The organism is Bordetella hinzii LMG 13501 (assembly GCF_001548475.1).
Taxonomy (GTDB): Bacteria; Pseudomonadota; Gammaproteobacteria; order Burkholderiales; family Burkholderiaceae_B; genus Bordetella; species Bordetella hinzii.
On the sequence record NZ_LRUJ01000047.1, the window covers coordinates 1 to 18,168 of the forward strand.

An 18,168-nucleotide genomic window follows, 5' to 3' on the forward strand; every position below is an offset into this window, starting at 1 on the left:
CGCGTCCGGCCGGGCCGCGCTCGGCCGGGCGGGGCGCCGGCGCGGGAGCCCCCGCGCCGCGCTCGGCCAGCGCGCCCTTGCACACCAGAAAGCTGCGTTGTCCGTCCTGCTTTGTCCAGGAGACCAGTTCATTGCCCGTCAGGCGGCACCAGGCGGGCAGGTCCTCGTCCACCGAGATTTCGCGCGAGAGGATCTCAAGCAGGCCGCCGCGCGGCAGCGGATCGATGTGCTTGCGGATCAACAGCAGCAAACCATTGCCGCAATCCAGATCGCCGCCGTCGAAACTGACATCGGGGCTGTGTTCATGCCGGGAAACGGCTTGCATATCGGAATTCCTCCCGCGGGCTAGCGGCGCCGCCGCCCCCACTCGAAACCCACGCCCAGGCAGGCCAGGGCCAGGATGGCGATGACGATGATCAGCGACGGCGACCAGACCGCCGGCGGCGCGGCGGGCGCCTTGGGCGAGGCGGCCGCGCCCGCGTCGGCGCGTTGCGCGACGGCATAGCTGCGCGCCAGCATCACGCGCCCGACATCGAAGAGCATGGCCTGCCCGGCCACCCGGCCCTGGCCGAGCACCAGGTCCACGTTCTCCACGTCCGGGCCGCCCAGGTTGATGGAGCGCGCGCCCTCGCGGTCTTCGATGTGCCAGGCCGTGACCTTGCCATCGGCGACGGCGTCGACCACGATCTTGAAATACCCTTCCGGACCGGTATGGGCCTGGCCCGGCTTGAGCCGTATCGTTTCCTTGTTGACCAGCATGAAGCCGAACTGATGGCCGGTGGGGCAGCCCACCGGATAGCTGGCATAGCGCGTGTCGCGCGCGTAGTCCGCGCCGTAGGCCAGGCTGTAGGCCTTGCCATAGACCTTGAGGTTGGCCTTGCCGCCCTCGAAGGCGCTGGGCCAGGGCGACAGAAAAACCACCATGTCGCCATCCTCGAACACCAGGGCCTTGCGCGCCTCGGTGTCCTCGATCAGGCGCTCTTGCCGCACGGGCCCCAGGGTGCGCGTCTTGACGACCTGGCCACCTTCGAGCAGCTCCAGCTCGACCGTATCCGCGCCCACGGCGGCCACGCGCAGCGCGCGCGTCCCGATCTGCCATTGCTCGCCCACGCCGGCCAGGCCCGCATGGATCTTCTCCTCGGCATAGAGCAGGCGGTCGGTCCGCACGCCGCTCAGCCAATCGAACACCAGCTTCTGCGGGCTGATCTCGCGCGCCTGGCCCTGGTTGTAGAGCTGGGTGAAGCGCGTGCCCCACCATTGGGTCTCGTTGTTGGAGAGGATGGGATTGCCGAAAGCCCACTCCCAGTCGGTTCCCGCAATGGTGCGCACATGCAGCGCGTGGTTGGCCAGGGTCTCATGGCTCACCGTCGCGTAGTACTGGTAGACCTGGCCGCCCACGGCCACGCTGCCGCCCGCCGGGATGGTGACGTTTTCCTGGACCTCGATCGACATGTCGTAATCGATGAAGGTCGCCATGCGGCCCAGCATGGGCACCTGCTCGCCGCGCAGCGCCACCTCGCCGCCCCAGGTGTCCTCCAGGTAGTAGAGGCCGCCGGGCGGGATCACCACCTCGCCATTCTCCACGCGGCTCTGGCGGATGAAGACCCCGTCGTACTTGGCGATCTTGCGGCCGAAATCATCCGTGACCATGCGGTATTGCGGCAGGCCCGGCAAGCCGGGCACATAGGCCGGCTTGACCGGACGCTCGGCGATCAGCGAGAAAGGCGGCGGCGCGATGGGCCCGGAGGCGATCGGGTGCGCCAACGGCAAGCCGGGCCGCGCCGGCGTCAGCACGCTGGCATAGTCCAGCGCGGCCGCCGGCAAGGCATACATCCAGGCCGCCACGGCGGCGGCATAGCGGATTTTCATGGATCGTCCCCGAAGGATCTCAGGCCCTTGCCGCCGGCCCGGAGGGCAGCGCGCAGGCACGGGCGCGCCGCGACAGGAACAAGACACCCCAGCCCGTCAACAGCAGCGTGTTCAGAGTGATGAGCCACTTGGGCACATCGGCCAGGAAGCCGCCCGCGATGCCCAGCCCCACCACGGACAGGGCCGGCGCCAGGCAGCTCACACACAGGGCCGAGACGGCCAGCGCGCCGCTGCCGGCGGCCACGCCGGCCGAGGCCGCCCCGCCGCGGCGCCCGATGGCGAGCGCGAAAGCCATGAAGGCCAGGGCCAGGCCCACCGTGATGGCGGTGAACACTTCCTGCTTGCGCAGGAAGCTGATGGCCCAGGCCTGGGTGCGCTCGTACGCCAGGCCGCCGCTGGCGGCGTACTCGCCCGGCAGAAAACCGCACGCCTCGGCCGCGGCCGCCGTGGCGGGCATCTCGAACACGGCATAGCTGACCGCCACATAGGCCAGGGCGGCCAGCACGAACACCGTGCACAGCAAACGACGGGCAGGCATGGCCGTCTCCCGGTTGGATAGGATCAGTAGCTGATGCTGGGCGCGCCGTCGCTCATGAATTCCACCAGCTTGGCCCCGCCGACGATCTTGGCGCCGGCGATCAGTTTGTTTTCGTCCAGGGCGCGTTTCTTGAAGCAGGGCGAGCAGACATAGATTTCGCCGCCGGCGGCCGCGAAGTTGTCCATCAACTCCTTGAGGGGCGCGAAGCCGGCCTCGTGGATGTCATCGGCATAGCCCTGCTGCGACAGGCGCGTGCCTTCGATGGACAGGAACACCACCGTCTGTTTGTCGGAAGCCACCGCGGCATTGGCGACCACGAAGGCCACGGTGGCCTTGTCGGTATCGTTCTTGGAGCAGGTCAGCGAAACGACGAATTTTCCAGCCATGTTGAGCCTCCAGGGGTTGGGTGAAAACAGCAGAGCGGGCCTACCAGTCCAGCCGCGAGCGTATCCAAAAGGTATGGGTCTGCTCGTCGTAGCGTTCCAGTTCGTTGCGGGTCATGCGGCAGAAAGCCGGGATGTCGTGGATGGCGCCCGCATCGTGCGCGACCACGCGCATCAGCTGGCCAGGCATTTTCTTCAAATGCTTGCGCAGCTTGAGGATGAGTTCGCCGCAACCCATGTTGCCGGCGTCCCAGAAGTCGTCGCCTTCGCGCGGCGCGGACATGCGCGTCAATCGCGTCGGGGCCGGACGGAAAGGGGCAGGCGGGGGAGAGTGGGTGTAGTCATGGTGGCAAGGACCTTGCACATCAGCGACAAAGGGGAAACAGCCTGGGCGGCTGCCGGAATATGCATATTACCCATGCAAGAGCAAAGGCAATAGTGCGGACATCCCCTGAGGCCGTATATGTACTTTAGATCTATAAAGTACAATCTTGGCGCGGCGTGGAACGCACCTGCATAGCGCCCTCCAGATGGCGGCGCATGAGCAGCACGGCCAGCTCGATGTCGCCGGCGGCCAGCTTGTCGAGGATCTCCAGATGCTCGCGCGTGCTGACCCGCACGCGATCCTGGCCATAGCGCCAATCGTAGTTGCTCAGGCGGCGCAGCATGTTCTGCCGTTCGATCACGTCGGCGAAATGGCGATTGCCCGAGCCCGCGGCGATGCCCAGGTGGAAGGCGGCGTTCATCTCGAAGAACTCGATGCTGGCATGCTCGTCCCAGGGTGATTGCAGAAAGCGCTGATGGCGCCGGCGCATGTCGTCCATCCACGCCGGCGCCAGCGCGAAACCGGGCAATTGCATCGCCGCCGGCTCCACCGTGAGGCGGAATTGATAGCTCTGGCGGCGCGCTTCGCTGTCCCAGGGCGCGGCCAGGAAACGCCAGCCGCTGGCGAGCTTTCTTTCCACCGCGCCCAGGTTCGCCAGCCGCTCCAGGGCCTCGCGCACCCGCAGCCGGGTCAGCCCATAGGCCTGCATCAAGTCGCTCTCGGAGATGAATTCGGCCAGCACCCCCTTGTGGCGGTCGCGCGCCACGCGCAGGACCAGCTCGTCAAGCTCGCGGGTGCCGCCGGGCGCCGGCAGGGGCGGCGGCTTGACCAGTGTCATGCCCAGATTGCTGCGGCGCTCGACATAGCCATGGGCGGCCAGTTCCTCCAGGGCGGCGCGCACGGGTGTGCGCGACACCCCCAGCCATTCGGCCAGGCGCTTTTCATTGACCCGGTCGCCCGGGGCGAGCCGCTGCTCGTGGATATAGCCACAAATGCGTCCGGCGAGATCCAGACGGGAGGAGGAACGGCGGGGCATATTGGCAGCTTGATGTTTTTTAAGTAGTCATAATACACTTTGTCGCCATGCGATCGCGCAGCGCACGCGGGCTGACACAGCGGATTATCCCCTCCGCCGGCGGCCAGCACACCCCAAGGAGAAAAAATGCAAGCCGTGCCCACGACCCGCCGGTCGCCGACCGCCCCGGCCCGCCGCCTGGCCGCCCCTGTCCGCCGGGGTCCGGCATGAGTCCGCCCGCCTTGGGCCCCCACGACATCGGCCGCACCGCCTACTACGCGCTGGCGCCCGACTTGCCCGTCAGCTACTGCCTGTTCGTCCCCCGGACGCTGGACCGCGAGCGCCCGGTCCACCTGGTCGTGGCCGTGCACGGCGCCAACCGCGCCGCCGAAGCCTGCCGCGACGCCTTTGCCTGCCTGGCCGAGGACCGCAATGCCATCGTGCTCGCGCCCCTCTTTCCCAGCGACCCGCTGGGCGACGGCCGCGGCGACGGCTACCAGGACCTGGACGAAGGCGGCTTGCGCTACGACCTGCTGTTGCTGCGCATGATGGACAAAGTCGCCGCGCGCTACCAGGTCGCGTTCTCGCGGGTCGCCCTGTTCGGCGTGGAGACGGGCGCGCGCTTCGCGCACCGCTTCATGCTGCGGCATCCCCGCCGGCTGAGCGCCGCCGCCCTGTGCGCGCCGCCCGCCGCCCTGGATGCGCGCGCCGCGGCGGACCCGGAAGCGCTGCGCAAGCTGGCCGTGCACCTGGCGGCCAGCCAGCCGGAGCTGGGCCGCCCGCTTGAAGACGCCGGCGTGCGCGTCGAATACGACACGGCGCGGCATCCGCTGCACGGCGAAGCCCGCTCGCGGGCCTTCCTGTGGCGCCACCTGGCGGCCGCCTAGGGCCCGTCGGCGCCGGGCACCGAGGGCAGGCGCGAGGCCTGCCCCGCCACCGCCCAGAGCGACCGGAAAAAAGCGCGGTTCAAGGAAGCCAGTTCGCGGCTCTCGATGACCATGGCGTAGTTCTCTTCCTTGGATGAGACATAGGTGACCTTGTCGTCGGCGATATACATGGTCATGCCCAGATCGAGGTCATCCGGGGCATAGCGCAATTCGCGCAGCTCGTCGCCGCTGCTGGGCCAGATGCTCTCGGTCTCGCGCGAGGGCGAACGCAGGACGTTCAGGCGTATGCCGCGCTTGACCCGCTCGGCAATGAAGCCGTCCATCCATTGCGCGCCCGGCACCTCCAGCAGCTCGTGCATGGACAACACGCCCAGCAAGACCTTGCTGCGGCATTCCAGGGTCTCCCAGAGCGCCCGGTGTATGCCCTCGGCTCCCTCGTATATGCGCGTGCGCGGCTTGCGCGGCGTGCCGTTGTAGAGCGAGCGCAGCTCCGGCACCAGCTCATCGAGCATGAGCCGCTTGCGCTCCCAATCGCGGATGAGCACGCTCGGATCCTCCGGCAGGACCCGGCGCACGCCGGCCGCCTCGCCCTCCTGCGCGACGAGGCCGCGCCGCTCCAGCCGCTCCAGCAGGTCATAGCCATTGGTGCGCGACACCCCCGCCCGGGTGGCGACCTCCGTGACGGAGGCCGAGCCCAGCTGCAGGGCCGCGAGATAAAAACGGCGCTCCTTTTCATCCAGGCCCAGGGCCTGCAGTTGCGCTTCCATATCCATGCCGTCTCCTTTGTCGAATATTTTCGACAACAATATAAGCTCTTAACACGCTTATTTTCAAGGGTTTTTATAGGGGAAAACGCCAGATATCCGCATATTCTGTCGAATTTAATTGACGTGTTTTTTCGCGCTGCCTAGACTGCCTTCCAGCCGCTTGTTGCGGCACACAAAATTTCAGTCCAAGGAGAAAACATGGCTCGCTGGCTTGCAGTGACTTTATTGGGCGCCGCCTTGCTCGGCCCCGCCGCCGCCTCGGCGGAAACCGTCAACATCGGCATCGTGCTACCGCTGAGCGGCCCCAATGCACAGTTCGGCATCAATGCCAAGAACGGCATCGAACAAGCGCTCGAGGACATCAAGCCCAGCCTGGGCAGCCTGGACGTCAAGCTGGTGTACGCGGATGTCCCGGCCCCCAACGCGGCCGCCGCCGCGGTGCAGCGCCTGGTGAGCCAGAACCAGGTCGTCGGCATCGTGGGCTCTTTCGTGAGCTCGATCACCCTGGCCGCCTCGGAAGTCACCGAACGCGCCGGCATCCCCATGATCACCCACTCCTTCGCCGACCAGATCACCAGCCGCGGCTACCGCTACATCTTCCAGGTCGCGCCCAAGGCCACGACCTTCGGCGAGAAGCAATTCCAGTACGCCCTGGACATCGCCGCCAAGGCGGGCACCAAGCTGTCGAAGATCGCCATCTTCTACGAAGACACCGCCTACGGCACCTCGCAGGCCGAAGGCATACGCAAGGCGGCCGCCAAGGCGGGTGTCGAAGTCGTGATCGACGACGGCTATCCGCTGGGCATCACGGACGTGGCGCCGCTGGTCAACAAGCTGCGCCGCTCGGAGGCGCAGGTGGTCTTCCCCGTGTCGTACTTCAATGACGGCCTGCTCATCATCCGCACCATGCGCCAGCAGCGCATCAACATGCCCGTCATCGGCGGGGCGGCCGGCTACATCGTGCCCGACTTCCAGAAGGGCCTGGGCGAGTACGCCGAGGACGTGTTCTCGATCGCGCCGGCCAACTACGACGCCGTGCCCGATATCGCCTCGCGCTACAAGGCCAAGTACGGCATGTTCATGGCCCATGAATCCCTCATGTACGGCGCGGCGCTGCAGCACATGGTGGCCGCCGTCCAGCAGGCCAAGTCCACGGATCCCGACAAGATCCGCAATGCGGTCGCCGCCCTGAAGAAGTGCGACGGCTTCTCCGCCGGCATCCCGGGCGGCTGCACGGCCTTTGACGAAAAGGGCCTGACCTCGACCGCCTATCCCATCTTCGTGCAATGGCGCGGCGCCGACCTGGTGACCGTCTTCCCCGAGAGCGCGGCCAAGGCGCCGGCGCGCTGGATGGGCACCGAAGTCAAGTAAATCCTCTTTACCGCAGGGCCGGCCCGCGCGCCGGCCCGCAGGACGCTCCATGATCTCCGCATTTCTCCAAACCCTGATTGACGGGCTGCTGATCGGCGGTGTCTACGGCGTGATCGCCGTCGGCCTGTCGCTGGTATTCGGCGTGCTCAAGATCGTCAATTTCGCGCAGGCGGAATTCCTGATGATAGGCATGTATGCCGCCTGGTTCTCCTGGGCCTATCTGGGCCTGGACCCGGTTTTTGGCGCCTTCGTCGCCCTGGCCGTCGGATTCGCGCTCGGCGCGCTGTGCCAGCGCCTGCTCGTGCAGCATGTGCTCAAGGCGCCGCCGGTGGCGCAGATCTTCCTGACCGTCGGCCTGCTGGCCGTGATCGAGAACGGCGCGCTGATGCTGTTCGGCTCGGAGTTCCGCTCCGTGCGCACGCCCTACCAGACCGCCGCGCTGGAACTCGGCCCGCTGTTCATCTCCGTGCCCTATCTGGTGGCCTTTATCGCCGCGCTGGTCATCTCCGGCGCGCTCTGGCTGCTGCTGACCCGCAGCTGGATCGGCCGCGCCATACGCGCCACGTCGCAAAACGCCAATGCCGCGCAACTGTTCGGCATCGACACCCGCACCGTCTATGCCATCGCCTTCGGCCTGGGCACCGGCCTGACCGCCTTCGGCGGCGGCGTCATCCTGAGCTACTCGGCCGTCAGCCCCACGGCGGGCGCGCAATTCGTGGTGTTGATGTTCACCGTCGTCGTGCTGGGCGGCCTGGGCAGCGTGCTGGGCGCGCTGGTCGGCGGCCTGATCGTCGGCGTGATCCAGTCGCTCTCCACGCTCATCATGCCGATACAGCTGCAGAACCTCGCCCTGTTCGTGGTGTTCATCACTTTTCTCGCGTTTCGTCCCCAGGGCCTGCTGGGCAAGGGGGCACGATGAAAAAGTCCCTGCTTCTCATCGCGCTGGCGGCCATCGCCGCGCTGGCCTTGTCCCTGGTCCTCGATCCGCGCGGCTACGGCGTGCGCGTGCTCTGCCTGGTGCTCATGGCGGCCACGCTGGGCCAGTGCTGGAACATCGTCGGCGGCCTGGCCAACCAGATCTCGCTCGGCCACGCGGCCTTCTTTGGCATCGGCGCCTATTCCTCCACGGTGCTGCAGACCCTGTGGGGCATCACGCCCTGGCTGGGGATGCTGCTGGGCATGGCCCTGGCCATGCTGGCGGCCATCGTGCTGGCGCTGCCCACCATGCGGCTCAAGGGCCCTTATTTCGCCCTGGCCACGCTGGCCTTCGGCGAAGCCTGCCGCATCCTGGCGACTTCGCTGCCCGGCATCACCGGCGGCCCGCAAGGCATCTCCGTGCCCTTCGTCGGCAACTCCTGGGCCATGATGCAGTTCCGCGGCGCGGGCAACTATGTCTACCTGTTCACCGGGCTGTTCGTCATCGTGTCGGTGGTCTTCGCCTGCCTGGCTCACGGCAAGATGGGATATCTGCTGCGCGCCGTGCGTGAAAACGAAGAGGCCGCCGAGGTGGCCGGCGTCAACACGCTCAAGGTCAAGCTGGCCGGCGCGCTGATTTCCGCGGCGCTCACTGCCGCCACCGGCACGCTGTTCGCGCAGTTCACCTTTTTCTTCGATCCCGAAAGCGTCTTCAGCGCCGCGGGCATCTCGATCAGGGCCGCGCTCATCGCCATCGTCGGCGGGGTAGGCACCTTGGCCGGCCCCATCATCGGCGCGCTGGTGGTCGTGCCGCTCGAAGAAGTCCTCAACACCTATCTGTCCAACAAGGCCGCCGGCATCGCCCCCTTCACGTTCGGCATCGTCCTCATCGCCATCGTGCTTTGGCGCCCCCGCGGGCTGGTGTCCGTCTTCCGCGGCAAGCGGGCAGGAGCACGCGCATGAACGCCAACCTGATCGCCAGCAACCTGACGGTCCGATTCGGCGGACTGGTGGCCGTCAACGACGTGTCGTTCAGCATCCGCCCGAAGGAGATCATTGGCCTGATCGGCCCCAACGGCGCCGGCAAGACCACGCTTTTCAGCATGCTGGTGGGCCTGTACCGGCCCACCTCCGGCCGGATCCACTTCGACGGCAAGCGCATCGACCGCAAGCGTCCGCACGTCATCGCCCGGCAAGGCATGACCAAGACGTTCCAGAACACGGCGCTGTTTCCCGAGATGAGCCTGCTGGAAAACGTCACGACCGCGGGCCTGCTGCACCACGGCCTGGCCGATGCGCGCGCCCTGGCCTGGGACTGCCTGGACAAAGTGGGCCTGCGCGCCGAGGCGCACGCCGACGTCGATGACCTCACCTTTCCACAGAAAGCGTTGGGCGAAGTGGCCCGCGCCCTGGCGACCCAGCCCCGCATCCTGCTGCTCGATGAAGTGATGGCCGCCCTCACGCCCCCCGAAATGGATACGGTCATGGCCACGCTGCGCGATCTGCGCGACCGCGACGGCCTTACTCTCATCGTCGTCGAGCACCATATGCGCGCCATCATGCGCCTGTGCGAGCGCCTCCTGGTGCTGAACTTCGGCCGCCTGATCGCCGACGGCACGCCGGCCGAGGTCTCGGCCAATCCGGACGTCATTTCCGCCTATCTGGGAGGCAGCCATGCTCAGCATACGTAATCTCACCGGCGGCTATGGGCCCCGGCCGGTGCTGCAGGATGTCAGCATCGAGGTGCGCGCCGGCGAGACCGTGGCCATCCTGGGCGCCAACACGGCCGGCAAGACCTCGCTCATCCGCGCCATCTGCGGCCAGCTGCCCAAGGTCAGCGGCGCCATCGAGTTCGAGGGCCGCAACCTGCGCGAGCTGCCCGCCCACCGCCGTGTCCAGGCGGGTGTGGCCTGCGTGCCGGAAGGCCGTCACGTCTTTCCGGAAATGAGCGTCTACGACAACCTGCTGCTGGGCGCCTACAGCCGGCGCGGCGCGGATCTGGGCGAGGACATCCAGGCCTGCTTCACGCTCTTTCCGCGCCTGGCCGAGCGCCGCGCGCAACTGGCCGGCACATTGTCCGGCGGCGAGCAGCAGATGGTCGCCTTCTGCCGCGCGCTGATGGCCAAGCCGCGCCTGCTGCTGCTGGACGAACCCAGCCACGGCCTGGCGCCGATGATGGTCGACGAAGTGCATGACGCCATCATGAAGGTCAACGCCCGGGGCATCTCCGTTTTGCTGATCGAACAGAACGTGGCCAGCGCCCTGCGCGTGGTGGGCCGCGCCTATGTTCTGGAAAGCGGCCGCATCGCCATGCAGGGCAGCGCGGCCGAACTCGAATCCAACGACGACATCCGTCGCACCTATCTGGGCATTTAGAAGGAAACCCATCATGGCAAAGTTCAAGGCTGCAGTCGTTCAAGCCTCCTCGATCACCGAAGACACCCCGGCCACGGTCGCCAAGGCCTGCCAGCTCATCGCCGACTGCGGGCGCCAGGGCGCCCATATCGCGGTTTTTCCGGAAGCCTTCATCGGCGGCTATCCCAAGGGCGCGAGCTTCGACATCGCCATCGGCGTGCGCACCGCGCAGGGACGCGACGAGTTCCGCCAATACTATGACCAGGCCATCGCCGTGCCCGGCGCGGAGACCGAAGCGCTGGGCGCGGCGGCGGCCGAGGCCGGCCTGTTCGTCACCGTGGGCGTTATCGAGCGCGACGGCGGCACGCTTTACTGCACCGTGCTGTTCTTCGGCCCCGACGGCAGCCTGCTGGGCAAACATCGCAAGCTCATGCCCACCGCGGCCGAGCGCCTGTGCTGGGGATTCGGCGACGGCTCGACGCTCACCACCGTGGACACTCCCTGGGGCACGATGGGCTCGGTGATCTGCTGGGAGAACTACATGCCGCTGCTGCGCATGGCCATGTACGGCAAGGGCGTATCCATCTATTGCGCGCCCACCGCCGACGACCGCGACAGCTGGGAGGCCAGCATGCGCCACATCGCCCTGGAGGGCCGCTGCTTCGTGCTGTCGGCCTGCCAATATTTGAAGCGCTCCCAGTTTCCGCAAGGCATGAAGAACCACATCACCGACCAGGCCGACGATGTGCTGATGCGCGGCGGCAGCCTCATCATCGATCCGCTGGGCCGCGTGCTGGCCGGCCCGGACTTCAGCGGCGAAACCATCCTGGTGGCCGAACTCGACACCGACGACCTGGCGCGCGGCAAATTCGATTTCGACGCGGCCGGCCATTACGCCCGCCCGGACATCTTCCAGCTCACCGTGCAAGAGCGCCCCATGGCGGTGATCCAGACCGTCGCCGGCGCCTGACGGCAGGAGAGCGATATGACCTTCGACGTGCAATATCCCCGTGTCATTGCCGCGCGGCGCCCGCAAGGCCACCAGCCGGCCGCGCCGCGCTTTTCCCTGCGCTGGGAAAAACCCGTCGCCATGCTGACCACCGCCTACTTCGGCATCCAGGCCGAAGCGCTGCGCTGGGAGGACGAGCAGGCCTTCCACCGCCTCATGCAACCCTGGCTGGACGATCCCTATGGGCCGGAGAGCTATGAGTTCATGCGCTGCCTGGACGAGGCCGGCCATACCAACGGCATCATCGTCGCCTATTGGACCGACCCGGCGCAATACGCGACCTGGATGCGCCAGACGGGCTTCCGGGCCTGGTTCACCGATGCCGCGCGCCTGGTGGAGGGCTTCGGCTACTGGAACGAAACCGTCAGCGTGCCCTACGACCGCCACGAGACCATCTATTCCAAGCCGACTTACCGCATCGGCTTTGGCCGCACGCCGCAAAGCACCATCGTGTCCATCACCAACAACGGCTACTTCGGCGCCGCGCGCGACCGCCTGCCGGTCTCGGCCATCGACGAGCTGCTCAGCCCCTGGGGCACCCAGCTGCCGGCGCCGGCGCAGCCGGCAAGCCGGGGCGCCCGGTTGCTGGCGCGCGTGCCGCACAACGTAGCCATGCTGCGCTCGGGCCAATTCTGGGAAGGCGCCGGCGTCGAGCAGACGCAGGACTATCTGCAGGCGCTGCAGCCCAAACTCATGCGCGGCATGAATTTCCTGCGCGACCACAAGGTCGCCACCGGCTGTATGTCGCTGCGCATCATGGCCAATCTGAACGAAGACGGCTCGCCGCGCCAGGAGACGTCGGTGGCGGCCTATTTTCTTTCCCTGGCGCACCTGGAAGGCTGGGCCGCCTCGCACGAGACGCATCTCGACATCTACCGCCACGCCATCGACATGAACCGGCTCTACAAGGAAAAACGCGAAGTCGTCACCTGGCATGAGCTTTTCGTGCTGCAGGACGGCCACGCCTTCGAGTACGTCAACTGCCATCCGGCCACGGGCATGCTGCCCTTCGCCGAGCTTTGGACGCCGGCCTAGGCGGCCCCCCGGGGCCGGCCGTCAGGGTCCGCCCCTCGCGGGCGGCCGGGAAAGGCGAAGCCGGCCCGAGCGCTCAGCAATGGGTCTTCAGGGCCACCGACGGATCGAGCAGCAGCTCGGCCGGCGGATGCTCGGCCAGCTCCAGCAGCTTGCGCGCGGCCATGTGGTCCAGCGGCGCGTTGATGGACTCCACGCACACCAGGCGCCCGTCCAGGAAATGCATGACCGACAGGCTGCCGGGCTTGGAGCCGGGGCGCAGCCGGCGTTCGGCGCCCGCCGGCGCGATGCCGGCGATCTGCAGGCGCAGCGCGCCCTGGTCGGACCAGAACCAGGGCAGGGCGCGGTAATCGGCCGGCTGGCCGCATAGCACGGCCGCCAGCGTGCGGGCCTGGTCGTTGGCGTTCTGCACCGACTCCAGGCGCAGCCGGCGGTCCTCGCGCAGATAGGGAAAGGCCGTGCAATCGCCGATGGCATGAATGTGCGGCGCGGACGTCCGCATCTGGCTGTCGACCACGATACCGTTGTCCACGGCCAGGCCGGCGGCCTCGGCCAAGCGGGTCTCGGGCACGGCGCCGATGCCCGCGACCAGCAACTCGACCGGATGGTCGCGCCCGCCGGCGCGCAGCGCGCCGACACGGCCATCGGCCAGGTCGAAACCCTCGATGCTTGCATCCAGGCGCAGGGCGATGCCGGCCTCGCGCAGGTTGGCGGCAACCCGCTCCGAGATTTCGGGCGAGACCGAGCGCGCGAGCAGGCGGGACTGGCTCTCGAACACCTCGACCTGCTTGCCCAGCGCGGCGGCCGTGGCGGCGATCTCCAGGCCGATGAAGCCGCCGCCCAGGACGGTGACGCGGCCGGCCCGGGCCAAGGCATCGCGCAACCGGCGCGCGTCGGCCGCCGTGCGCAGATAGTGCAAATTGGCCGGCGCCGGCTCCAGGGCCGGCAGGCGGCGCGCGCGCGTGCCGGTGGCCAGCACCAGCTCGTCATAAGCCACGGAGGCGCCCGAAGCCAGCGTGACGGTGCGCGCGGCCGGGTCGATGGCCACGGCGGTCTCGCCCAGCAGCAGGCGGACACCCTCGTAGGCGCTGGCCGGACGCAGCGGCGCCGGCTCGGCGGCCGCGTCCTTGATGAAGGTCTTGGACAGCGGCGGCCGGTGATAGGGCAGCTGCGCTTCTTCGCTGATCAGCGTGATGGCCAGGTCCGGTCCGGCTTCAGCCAGGCTGCCGCAGAGTTGTGCCGCGGCGTGGCCGCCGCCGATGATGACGATTTGGCGCATAGATGCCCTCCAGGATTGCGCGCGTCCTACGCCGCTATCGGCGCGGGCTGGCGCAAGTTCCAGCCCGGCCAGACGCCGGACGCGGCGCGCTGGTACTGCGGCGCGACCTCGATCTTGGCGCCCAGCACATGCGCGGCCTCCCAGGCCCAGCGCGGGTTGGCCAGCGCGGCGCGGGCGATGGCCACCAGATCGGCCTGTCCGCCGGCCACGATATCCTCGGCCTGCTGCGGATCGACGATCAGGCCCACGGCGCGCACCGCGATGCCGACATGGCGTTTGACGTAAGCCGCGAACTCTACCTGATATCCGCGCTTGACAGTGATCTTCTGGCGGGGGTCCAGCGCGCCGCTGGTCACATCGACATAGTGGCAGCCACGGGCCTGCAGTTCGGCGGCGAAGCGGGCGGCCTCCTCGGGGGTGATGCCGCCCTCGATCCAGTCCGAGCCCGTCAGGCGCACCCCCAGCGTCACGCCGGGCGCGGCCGCGCGCACCGCCTCGAAGACCTCCAGCGGCAAGCGCATGCGGTTCTCCAGCGAGCCGCCATAGGCATCCTCGCGCCGGTTGGTAATGGGCGAGAGGAATTGATGCAGCAGATAGCCGTGCGCGGCATGCAGTTCGATCAGGTCCACGCCGGCGCGCGCGGCGCGGGCGGCTGCCTGGGCAAAGGCCGCGCGGATCTCATCGAGGTCGCCCGCCGTGGCCGCGCGCGGCGCGGGCCAGTCGCCAAAGCCGATGGCGCTGGGCGCCACGGTGGTCCAGCCGCCGGCGGCCGGCGATAGCGGCTGGCCGCCCAGCCAGTGCACCGCCGTGGAGGCCTTGCGCCCGCCATGCACGAGCTGGATGCCGATGCGGGTGTTGCCGCCGTGGCGCTTCATTGCCGCCACGACACGCGCCAGGCTGGCTTCGTTGCTGTCGCTGTACAGGCCGGTATCGCCCAAGGTGCAGCGCCCTTCGGCGTTGACCGCGGTGGCCTCGATCATGACGCAGCCCGCGCCGGACGTCGCCAGGTTGCCGAGGTGGATGTAGTGCCAGTCGCCGAAGTCGCCGTCCACGGCGCTGTACTGGGCCATGGGGGCAATGACGAGGCGGTTGTCGTAGACGCGCGGGCCGAGCGTGATCGGCGTGAAAAGCTTGGAAGCCATCTGGCGAAGTCCTGGAAAGTTGGCGAAGCCGCGCGCCGGAGACCGGCCGCCGCGGCGGCAATCGTATTGTTCAAAGATACGATCAAATCGTACAAAAATATGTTCCTTGGTTTTCACAGGCCTGTCAAAAGGGAATTCCACGCCTAGGGATTACCCCTAAATTTCATTATTTTCAAGGGTATACCCATAGTCCTGGGCACAAAAAAGCGTTGACCGCTCATTTTGTGCGCGCTCATACTTCAATGCGACCTTATCGCGTAGCAATACGAATTCAGTCCAATGAAAGGGGATGCGCATGTCTAGGTTTACTCGTCGCGAAGTGCTCGGCCTGTTGGGGGCCACCATGGGCGCCAGCCTGGGCGCGGGCCTGCCCGCGCTGGCGCGCGCGCAGCAGCAAGGACCCATCCGCATCGGCGTGCTGCTGCCGATGTCCGGCCCCGGCGCCATCGAGGGCCACCAGGTGCTCAAGGGCGTGGAACTGGCCGTGGCCCAGGCCAATGAACAAGGCGTGCTGGGCCGCAAGATCGAAATCGTGCTGGAGGACGACGAAAGCAACTCCACCAAGGGCGTGATCGCCGTGCGCAAGATGATCGAGCGCGAGAAAGTGCCCTTCATCGTGGGCACCTACCCGACCGCCGTGGCCATCGCGGCCTCCAAGGTCGCGCGCGAGTACAAGGTCCCCATGCTGTCGGGCGGCTCCACCGGCGCGGCGGCCACCGAGGCCAACACCGTGGGCGATCCCTGGTTCTTCCGCGCCTGGCCCGACAGCAACGGCCAGGGGGCCGATACGGCGCGCGCCATCGTGCATCAGTTCGGCGCCAAGCGCGTTTCCATCATTCACGACAACACCAACTACGGGACCACCCTGGCCCAGCAGGCCAAGGAAGTGATCACCAAGGAAGGCGGCCAGATCATCTCGACCGACAGCTACAACACCGGCGAGCAGGATTTCGCCACCATGCTCACGCGGCTGCGCACCCAGAAACCGGATGCGGTGTACATCGCCGGCTGGGCGGGCGACGGCGCCAGCATCGTGCGCCAGGCCGCCAACGTCGGCCTGCGCACCCAGTTCGTGGGTTCCGGCTCCATGCTCAGCGATGACTTCATCAAGCTGGCCGGCCCCGCCTCCGAAGGTTTCGCCGTGGCCACGCTGTATGAGAGCACCACGCCCAACGACGCCGGCCGCGTCTTCGGCGACCAGTTCCGCGCCATCCACAAATACGAGGCCGGCACGCTCAACGCCCTGGGCTATGACTCCACGCGCATCGGCATCGAAGCCATGCGCCGCGTCGGCAAGCCGGACAGCCTGGCCATCCAGCAAATGCTCAAGAGCGGCATGAAGGACTTCCCCATCGTCCAGGGCCCCAAGGGCGCGACGGCGGCCTTTGACGATCGCGGCAGCATCGAGTTTCCGATGTTCATCGCCATCGTCAAGAACGGCAAGCGCACGCTCTCCTGACCATCCGGGGCTTGAACGTGGATCTGTTTCTTCAGTACCTAGCCAACGGGGTGGTCGTTGGCAGCACATACGTACTCGTGGCGGTCGGCCTGACGCTGGTGTTCGGCATCCTCGGCGTGGTGAACTTCGCCCATGGCGAGTTCTACATGCTGGGCGCCTATGCCGGCATCACCGCCGTCACGGTCCTCGGCCTGCCCCTGCTGCCGGCGCTGGCCGTGGTGGTGGCGGTGGCGGTCATCCTGGGCTGGGGCGCGGAGACCATCCTGCACAAACCCCTCAAGAACCGCGATGCCACCAGCTCCATCATCTCGTCCTTCGGCCTGGCCGTGGTGCTGCAGAACGCAGCCTTGCTGACCTTCGGCCCGCGCCCGCTGCTGCTGGAGACCTCCTACTCCAACATCGGCGTGGAGCTCGGCCCGGTCTACCTGCCGGTGCAGCGCCTGCTCATCCCGGTGGCCATGGTGGTCCTGATCGCCGCGCTGCACATCGTGCTGCGCTACACCTGGACGGGGCGCAGCCTGCGCGCCATGGCCCAGCACGCCACCGTGGCGCGCCTGTGCGGCGTGCGCGTGCAGCGCGTGGCCGTGGTCACCTTCATGGTGGCCGCCATCCTGGCCGGCATCGCGGGCTTCCTGATGTCTTCGGTCTACATGGTCCACCCGGTGATCGGCAACATGATCGTGCTCAAGGCCTTCACGGTGGTGATCCTGGGCGGCATGGGCAGCATCGGCGGGGCCGCCGCGGCCGGCCTGCTGCTGGGCATCGCCGAGTCGATGACCTCGGCCTACCTGGGCAACAGCCTGCGCGACATCGTCGGCTTCTTCGTGGTGATCGCCGTGCTGCTCCTGCGCCCGCAGGGCCTGTTCGGCAAGACGGTGGACCGCTCATGAAAAACAAACTTTCCCTCCTCATCCTGCTGGCGGTGCTGGCGGCCGCGCCGCTGGTCTCCGGCGGCTATGTGCTGACCGTGCTGCTCACGGTACTGCTCTACATCATCCTGACCAGCGGCTTGAACCTGGTGTCGGGCTACTGCGGGCAGTTCTCCTTCGCCCAGGGCGGCTTCTATGGCATCGGCGCCTACACAGCGGCCATCATGGCGCGCGACTGCGGCACGAGCTTCTGGATCAACCTGCCGGCCGGGATCATCGTGGCCGGCCTCTTCGGCCTGCTGCTGGGCATCCCCGCCCTGCGCCTGAAAGGTCACTTCCTGGCCATCGTCACCATCGCCTTCCAGACCATCGTCTACCTGACCCTGGTGCAATGGACCTCGTTCACCGGGGGCCAGAACGGCATGCAGGTGCCCGCCATCGGCAAGGTCAGCCTGTTCGGCATCCCGCTGGGCGAGATCGACAGCCTGCGCGCCTATTACTGGCTCACGCTGGTGCTGGCGTGCGCGCTGCTGTATGTGGCCTGGCGGCTGCTGCGCTCGCGGCTCGGCCGCGAGTGGGTGGCGGTGCGTGACGACGAGACGCTGGCCAGCGCCGTGGGCCTGAACACCACGCGCGGCAAGCTGACGGCCTTCATCGCCTCGGCGGCTTTTGCCGGCGCCGCCGGCGTGGTGTCCGCGCACTACATGCAGAGCGTCACGCCCGACGACTTCACGATCTGGGTGTCCTGCGCCGTCGTGGCCATGATGATCGTGGGCGGTCGCGGCACGTTCACCGGCCCCATCCTCGGCGCCACCCTGCTGACGCTGCTGCCCGAACTGATGGGCGACGTGGCGCAGTACCGCATGCTGATGTTCGGCGTGCTGCTGGTGCTGGCCATCACGCTGCTGCCCGAAGGCATCATCGGCCGTCTGCGTTCCCTGCGGGAGAAATGA

Annotated in this window: 20 protein-coding genes; 11 read left to right on the forward strand and 9 right to left on the reverse strand. The window is 67.5% G+C overall.

What is annotated here, in order from left to right:
- The 6 genes from AXA74_RS21360 to AXA74_RS21380 all read right to left on the reverse strand — a co-directional run.
- On the reverse strand, positions 1 to 325 hold a 325-nt coding region (locus AXA74_RS21360; RefSeq protein ID WP_162266988.1), incomplete at its 3' end, for a sulfurtransferase TusA family protein.
- 20 nt (positions 326 to 345) lie between these two features.
- A complete protein-coding gene (locus AXA74_RS21365) occupies positions 346 to 1,869 on the reverse strand; it encodes a hypothetical protein (RefSeq protein ID WP_197700147.1) in 1,524 nt (507 codons plus the stop codon).
- A 19-nt stretch (positions 1,870 to 1,888) separates the two neighbouring features.
- Complete coding sequence (locus tag AXA74_RS24590) at positions 1,889 to 2,407, reverse strand: hypothetical protein (RefSeq protein WP_197700146.1); 519 nt, start codon at positions 2,405 to 2,407, stop codon at positions 1,889 to 1,891.
- 23 nt (positions 2,408 to 2,430) lie between these two features.
- A complete protein-coding gene (locus AXA74_RS21370; protein WP_029577673.1) occupies positions 2,431 to 2,793 on the reverse strand; it encodes a DsrE family protein in 363 nt (120 codons plus the stop codon).
- Between the two features lie 40 nt (positions 2,794 to 2,833).
- Positions 2,834 to 3,073, reverse strand: coding sequence for a sulfurtransferase TusA family protein (locus AXA74_RS21375; protein WP_029577674.1), 240 nt, complete (start codon positions 3,071 to 3,073; stop codon positions 2,834 to 2,836).
- Between the two features lie 193 nt (positions 3,074 to 3,266).
- A complete protein-coding gene (locus tag AXA74_RS21380; RefSeq protein WP_029577675.1) occupies positions 3,267 to 4,151 on the reverse strand; it encodes a GntR family transcriptional regulator in 885 nt (294 codons plus the stop codon).
- A gap of 206 nt (positions 4,152 to 4,357) precedes the next feature.
- On the opposite strand from AXA74_RS21380, the gene AXA74_RS21385 reads away from it, so the two are divergent.
- On the forward strand, positions 4,358 to 5,017 hold the full coding sequence (locus AXA74_RS21385; RefSeq protein WP_051626522.1) for a hypothetical protein: 660 nt from the start codon (positions 4,358 to 4,360) through the stop codon (positions 5,015 to 5,017).
- On the opposite strand, the gene AXA74_RS21390 is transcribed toward AXA74_RS21385, so the two are convergent.
- A complete protein-coding gene (locus AXA74_RS21390; RefSeq protein WP_029577677.1) occupies positions 5,014 to 5,790 on the reverse strand; it encodes a TrmB family transcriptional regulator in 777 nt (258 codons plus the stop codon). The genes AXA74_RS21385 and AXA74_RS21390 overlap by 4 nt on opposite strands.
- A 192-nt stretch (positions 5,791 to 5,982) precedes the next feature.
- Here AXA74_RS21390 and AXA74_RS21395 point away from each other — a divergent pair, with 192 nt between their 5' ends.
- The 7 genes from AXA74_RS21395 to AXA74_RS21425 are packed head-to-tail and all read left to right on the forward strand — an operon-like array spanning position 5,983 to position 12,469.
- Positions 5,983 to 7,155 (forward strand): ABC transporter substrate-binding protein, encoded by a 1,173-nt coding sequence (locus AXA74_RS21395; RefSeq protein ID WP_032959769.1) that lies wholly within the window; start codon positions 5,983 to 5,985, stop codon positions 7,153 to 7,155.
- 49 nt (positions 7,156 to 7,204) lie between these two features.
- Positions 7,205 to 8,074 (forward strand): branched-chain amino acid ABC transporter permease, encoded by an 870-nt coding sequence (locus AXA74_RS21400; protein ID WP_032956376.1) that lies wholly within the window; start codon positions 7,205 to 7,207, stop codon positions 8,072 to 8,074.
- Complete coding sequence (locus tag AXA74_RS21405; protein WP_029577680.1) at positions 8,071 to 9,033, forward strand: branched-chain amino acid ABC transporter permease; 963 nt, start codon at positions 8,071 to 8,073, stop codon at positions 9,031 to 9,033. Before AXA74_RS21400 ends, AXA74_RS21405 begins: the two co-directional genes overlap by 4 nt.
- Positions 9,030 to 9,761, forward strand: coding sequence for an ABC transporter ATP-binding protein (locus AXA74_RS21410; RefSeq protein WP_029577681.1), 732 nt, complete (start codon positions 9,030 to 9,032; stop codon positions 9,759 to 9,761). The genes AXA74_RS21405 and AXA74_RS21410 overlap by 4 nt, the downstream gene beginning before the upstream one ends.
- Complete coding sequence (locus AXA74_RS21415) at positions 9,745 to 10,446, forward strand: ABC transporter ATP-binding protein (RefSeq protein ID WP_029577682.1); 702 nt, start codon at positions 9,745 to 9,747, stop codon at positions 10,444 to 10,446. Before AXA74_RS21410 ends, AXA74_RS21415 begins: the two co-directional genes overlap by 17 nt.
- 13 nt (positions 10,447 to 10,459) lie before the next feature.
- Positions 10,460 to 11,395 (forward strand): carbon-nitrogen hydrolase family protein, encoded by a 936-nt coding sequence (locus AXA74_RS21420; protein ID WP_029577683.1) that lies wholly within the window; start codon positions 10,460 to 10,462, stop codon positions 11,393 to 11,395.
- A gap of 15 nt (positions 11,396 to 11,410) precedes the next feature.
- Positions 11,411 to 12,469, forward strand: coding sequence for a phenylacetaldoxime dehydratase family protein (locus AXA74_RS21425; protein ID WP_029577684.1), 1,059 nt, complete (start codon positions 11,411 to 11,413; stop codon positions 12,467 to 12,469).
- A 73-nt stretch (positions 12,470 to 12,542) separates the two neighbouring features.
- Here the strand turns inward: AXA74_RS21425 and AXA74_RS21430 are convergent, their stop codons facing one another.
- Entirely contained in the window at positions 12,543 to 13,745 is a 1,203-nt protein-coding gene (locus AXA74_RS21430; protein WP_029577685.1) for an NAD(P)/FAD-dependent oxidoreductase, read from the reverse strand.
- A 26-nt stretch (positions 13,746 to 13,771) separates the two neighbouring features.
- Positions 13,772 to 14,887, reverse strand: a complete 1,116-nt coding sequence (locus AXA74_RS21435) for an NADH:flavin oxidoreductase/NADH oxidase (RefSeq protein ID WP_029577686.1) — start codon at positions 14,885 to 14,887, stop codon at positions 13,772 to 13,774.
- 295 nt (positions 14,888 to 15,182) lie between these two features.
- Here AXA74_RS21435 and AXA74_RS21440 point away from each other — a divergent pair, with 295 nt between their 5' ends.
- From AXA74_RS21440 to AXA74_RS21450, 3 genes are read left to right on the forward strand one after another with little or no spacing between them, the layout of a single operon-like run.
- Positions 15,183 to 16,346, forward strand: coding sequence for an ABC transporter substrate-binding protein (locus tag AXA74_RS21440; protein ID WP_032959771.1), 1,164 nt, complete (start codon positions 15,183 to 15,185; stop codon positions 16,344 to 16,346).
- 17 nt (positions 16,347 to 16,363) lie between these two features.
- Complete coding sequence (locus tag AXA74_RS21445; protein ID WP_032962892.1) at positions 16,364 to 17,236, forward strand: branched-chain amino acid ABC transporter permease; 873 nt, start codon at positions 16,364 to 16,366, stop codon at positions 17,234 to 17,236.
- A complete protein-coding gene (locus AXA74_RS21450; RefSeq protein WP_032956389.1) occupies positions 17,233 to 18,168 on the forward strand; it encodes a branched-chain amino acid ABC transporter permease in 936 nt (311 codons plus the stop codon). Before AXA74_RS21445 ends, AXA74_RS21450 begins: the two co-directional genes overlap by 4 nt.

Bases quoted from the DNA above. Each gene is read 5' to 3' on its own strand.
- AXA74_RS21365 (WP_197700147.1), bottom strand. From the start codon at position 1,869: ATGAAAATCCGCTATGCCGCCGCCGTGGCGGCCTGGATGTATGCCTTG.
- AXA74_RS24590 (WP_197700146.1), bottom strand. From the start codon at position 2,407: ATGCCTGCCCGTCGTTTGCTGTGCACGGTGTTCGTGCTGGCCGCCCTG.
- AXA74_RS21370 (WP_029577673.1), bottom strand. From the start codon at position 2,793: ATGGCTGGAAAATTCGTCGTTTCGCTGACCTGCTCCAAGAACGATACC.
- AXA74_RS21375 (WP_029577674.1), bottom strand. From the start codon at position 3,073: ATGTCCGCGCCGCGCGAAGGCGACGACTTCTGGGACGCCGGCAACATG.
- AXA74_RS21380 (WP_029577675.1), bottom strand. From the start codon at position 4,151: ATGCCCCGCCGTTCCTCCTCCCGTCTGGATCTCGCCGGACGCATTTGT.
- AXA74_RS21385 (WP_051626522.1), top strand. From the start codon at position 4,358: ATGAGTCCGCCCGCCTTGGGCCCCCACGACATCGGCCGCACCGCCTAC.
- AXA74_RS21390 (WP_029577677.1), bottom strand. From the start codon at position 5,790: ATGGATATGGAAGCGCAACTGCAGGCCCTGGGCCTGGATGAAAAGGAG.
- AXA74_RS21395 (WP_032959769.1), top strand. From the start codon at position 5,983: ATGGCTCGCTGGCTTGCAGTGACTTTATTGGGCGCCGCCTTGCTCGGC.
- AXA74_RS21400 (WP_032956376.1), top strand. From the start codon at position 7,205: ATGATCTCCGCATTTCTCCAAACCCTGATTGACGGGCTGCTGATCGGC.
- AXA74_RS21405 (WP_029577680.1), top strand. From the start codon at position 8,071: ATGAAAAAGTCCCTGCTTCTCATCGCGCTGGCGGCCATCGCCGCGCTG.
- AXA74_RS21410 (WP_029577681.1), top strand. From the start codon at position 9,030: ATGAACGCCAACCTGATCGCCAGCAACCTGACGGTCCGATTCGGCGGA.
- AXA74_RS21415 (WP_029577682.1), top strand. From the start codon at position 9,745: ATGCTCAGCATACGTAATCTCACCGGCGGCTATGGGCCCCGGCCGGTG.
- AXA74_RS21420 (WP_029577683.1), top strand. From the start codon at position 10,460: ATGGCAAAGTTCAAGGCTGCAGTCGTTCAAGCCTCCTCGATCACCGAA.
- AXA74_RS21425 (WP_029577684.1), top strand. From the start codon at position 11,411: ATGACCTTCGACGTGCAATATCCCCGTGTCATTGCCGCGCGGCGCCCG.
- AXA74_RS21430 (WP_029577685.1), bottom strand. From the start codon at position 13,745: ATGCGCCAAATCGTCATCATCGGCGGCGGCCACGCCGCGGCACAACTC.
- AXA74_RS21435 (WP_029577686.1), bottom strand. From the start codon at position 14,887: ATGGCTTCCAAGCTTTTCACGCCGATCACGCTCGGCCCGCGCGTCTAC.
- AXA74_RS21440 (WP_032959771.1), top strand. From the start codon at position 15,183: ATGTCTAGGTTTACTCGTCGCGAAGTGCTCGGCCTGTTGGGGGCCACC.
- AXA74_RS21450 (WP_032956389.1), top strand. From the start codon at position 17,233: ATGAAAAACAAACTTTCCCTCCTCATCCTGCTGGCGGTGCTGGCGGCC.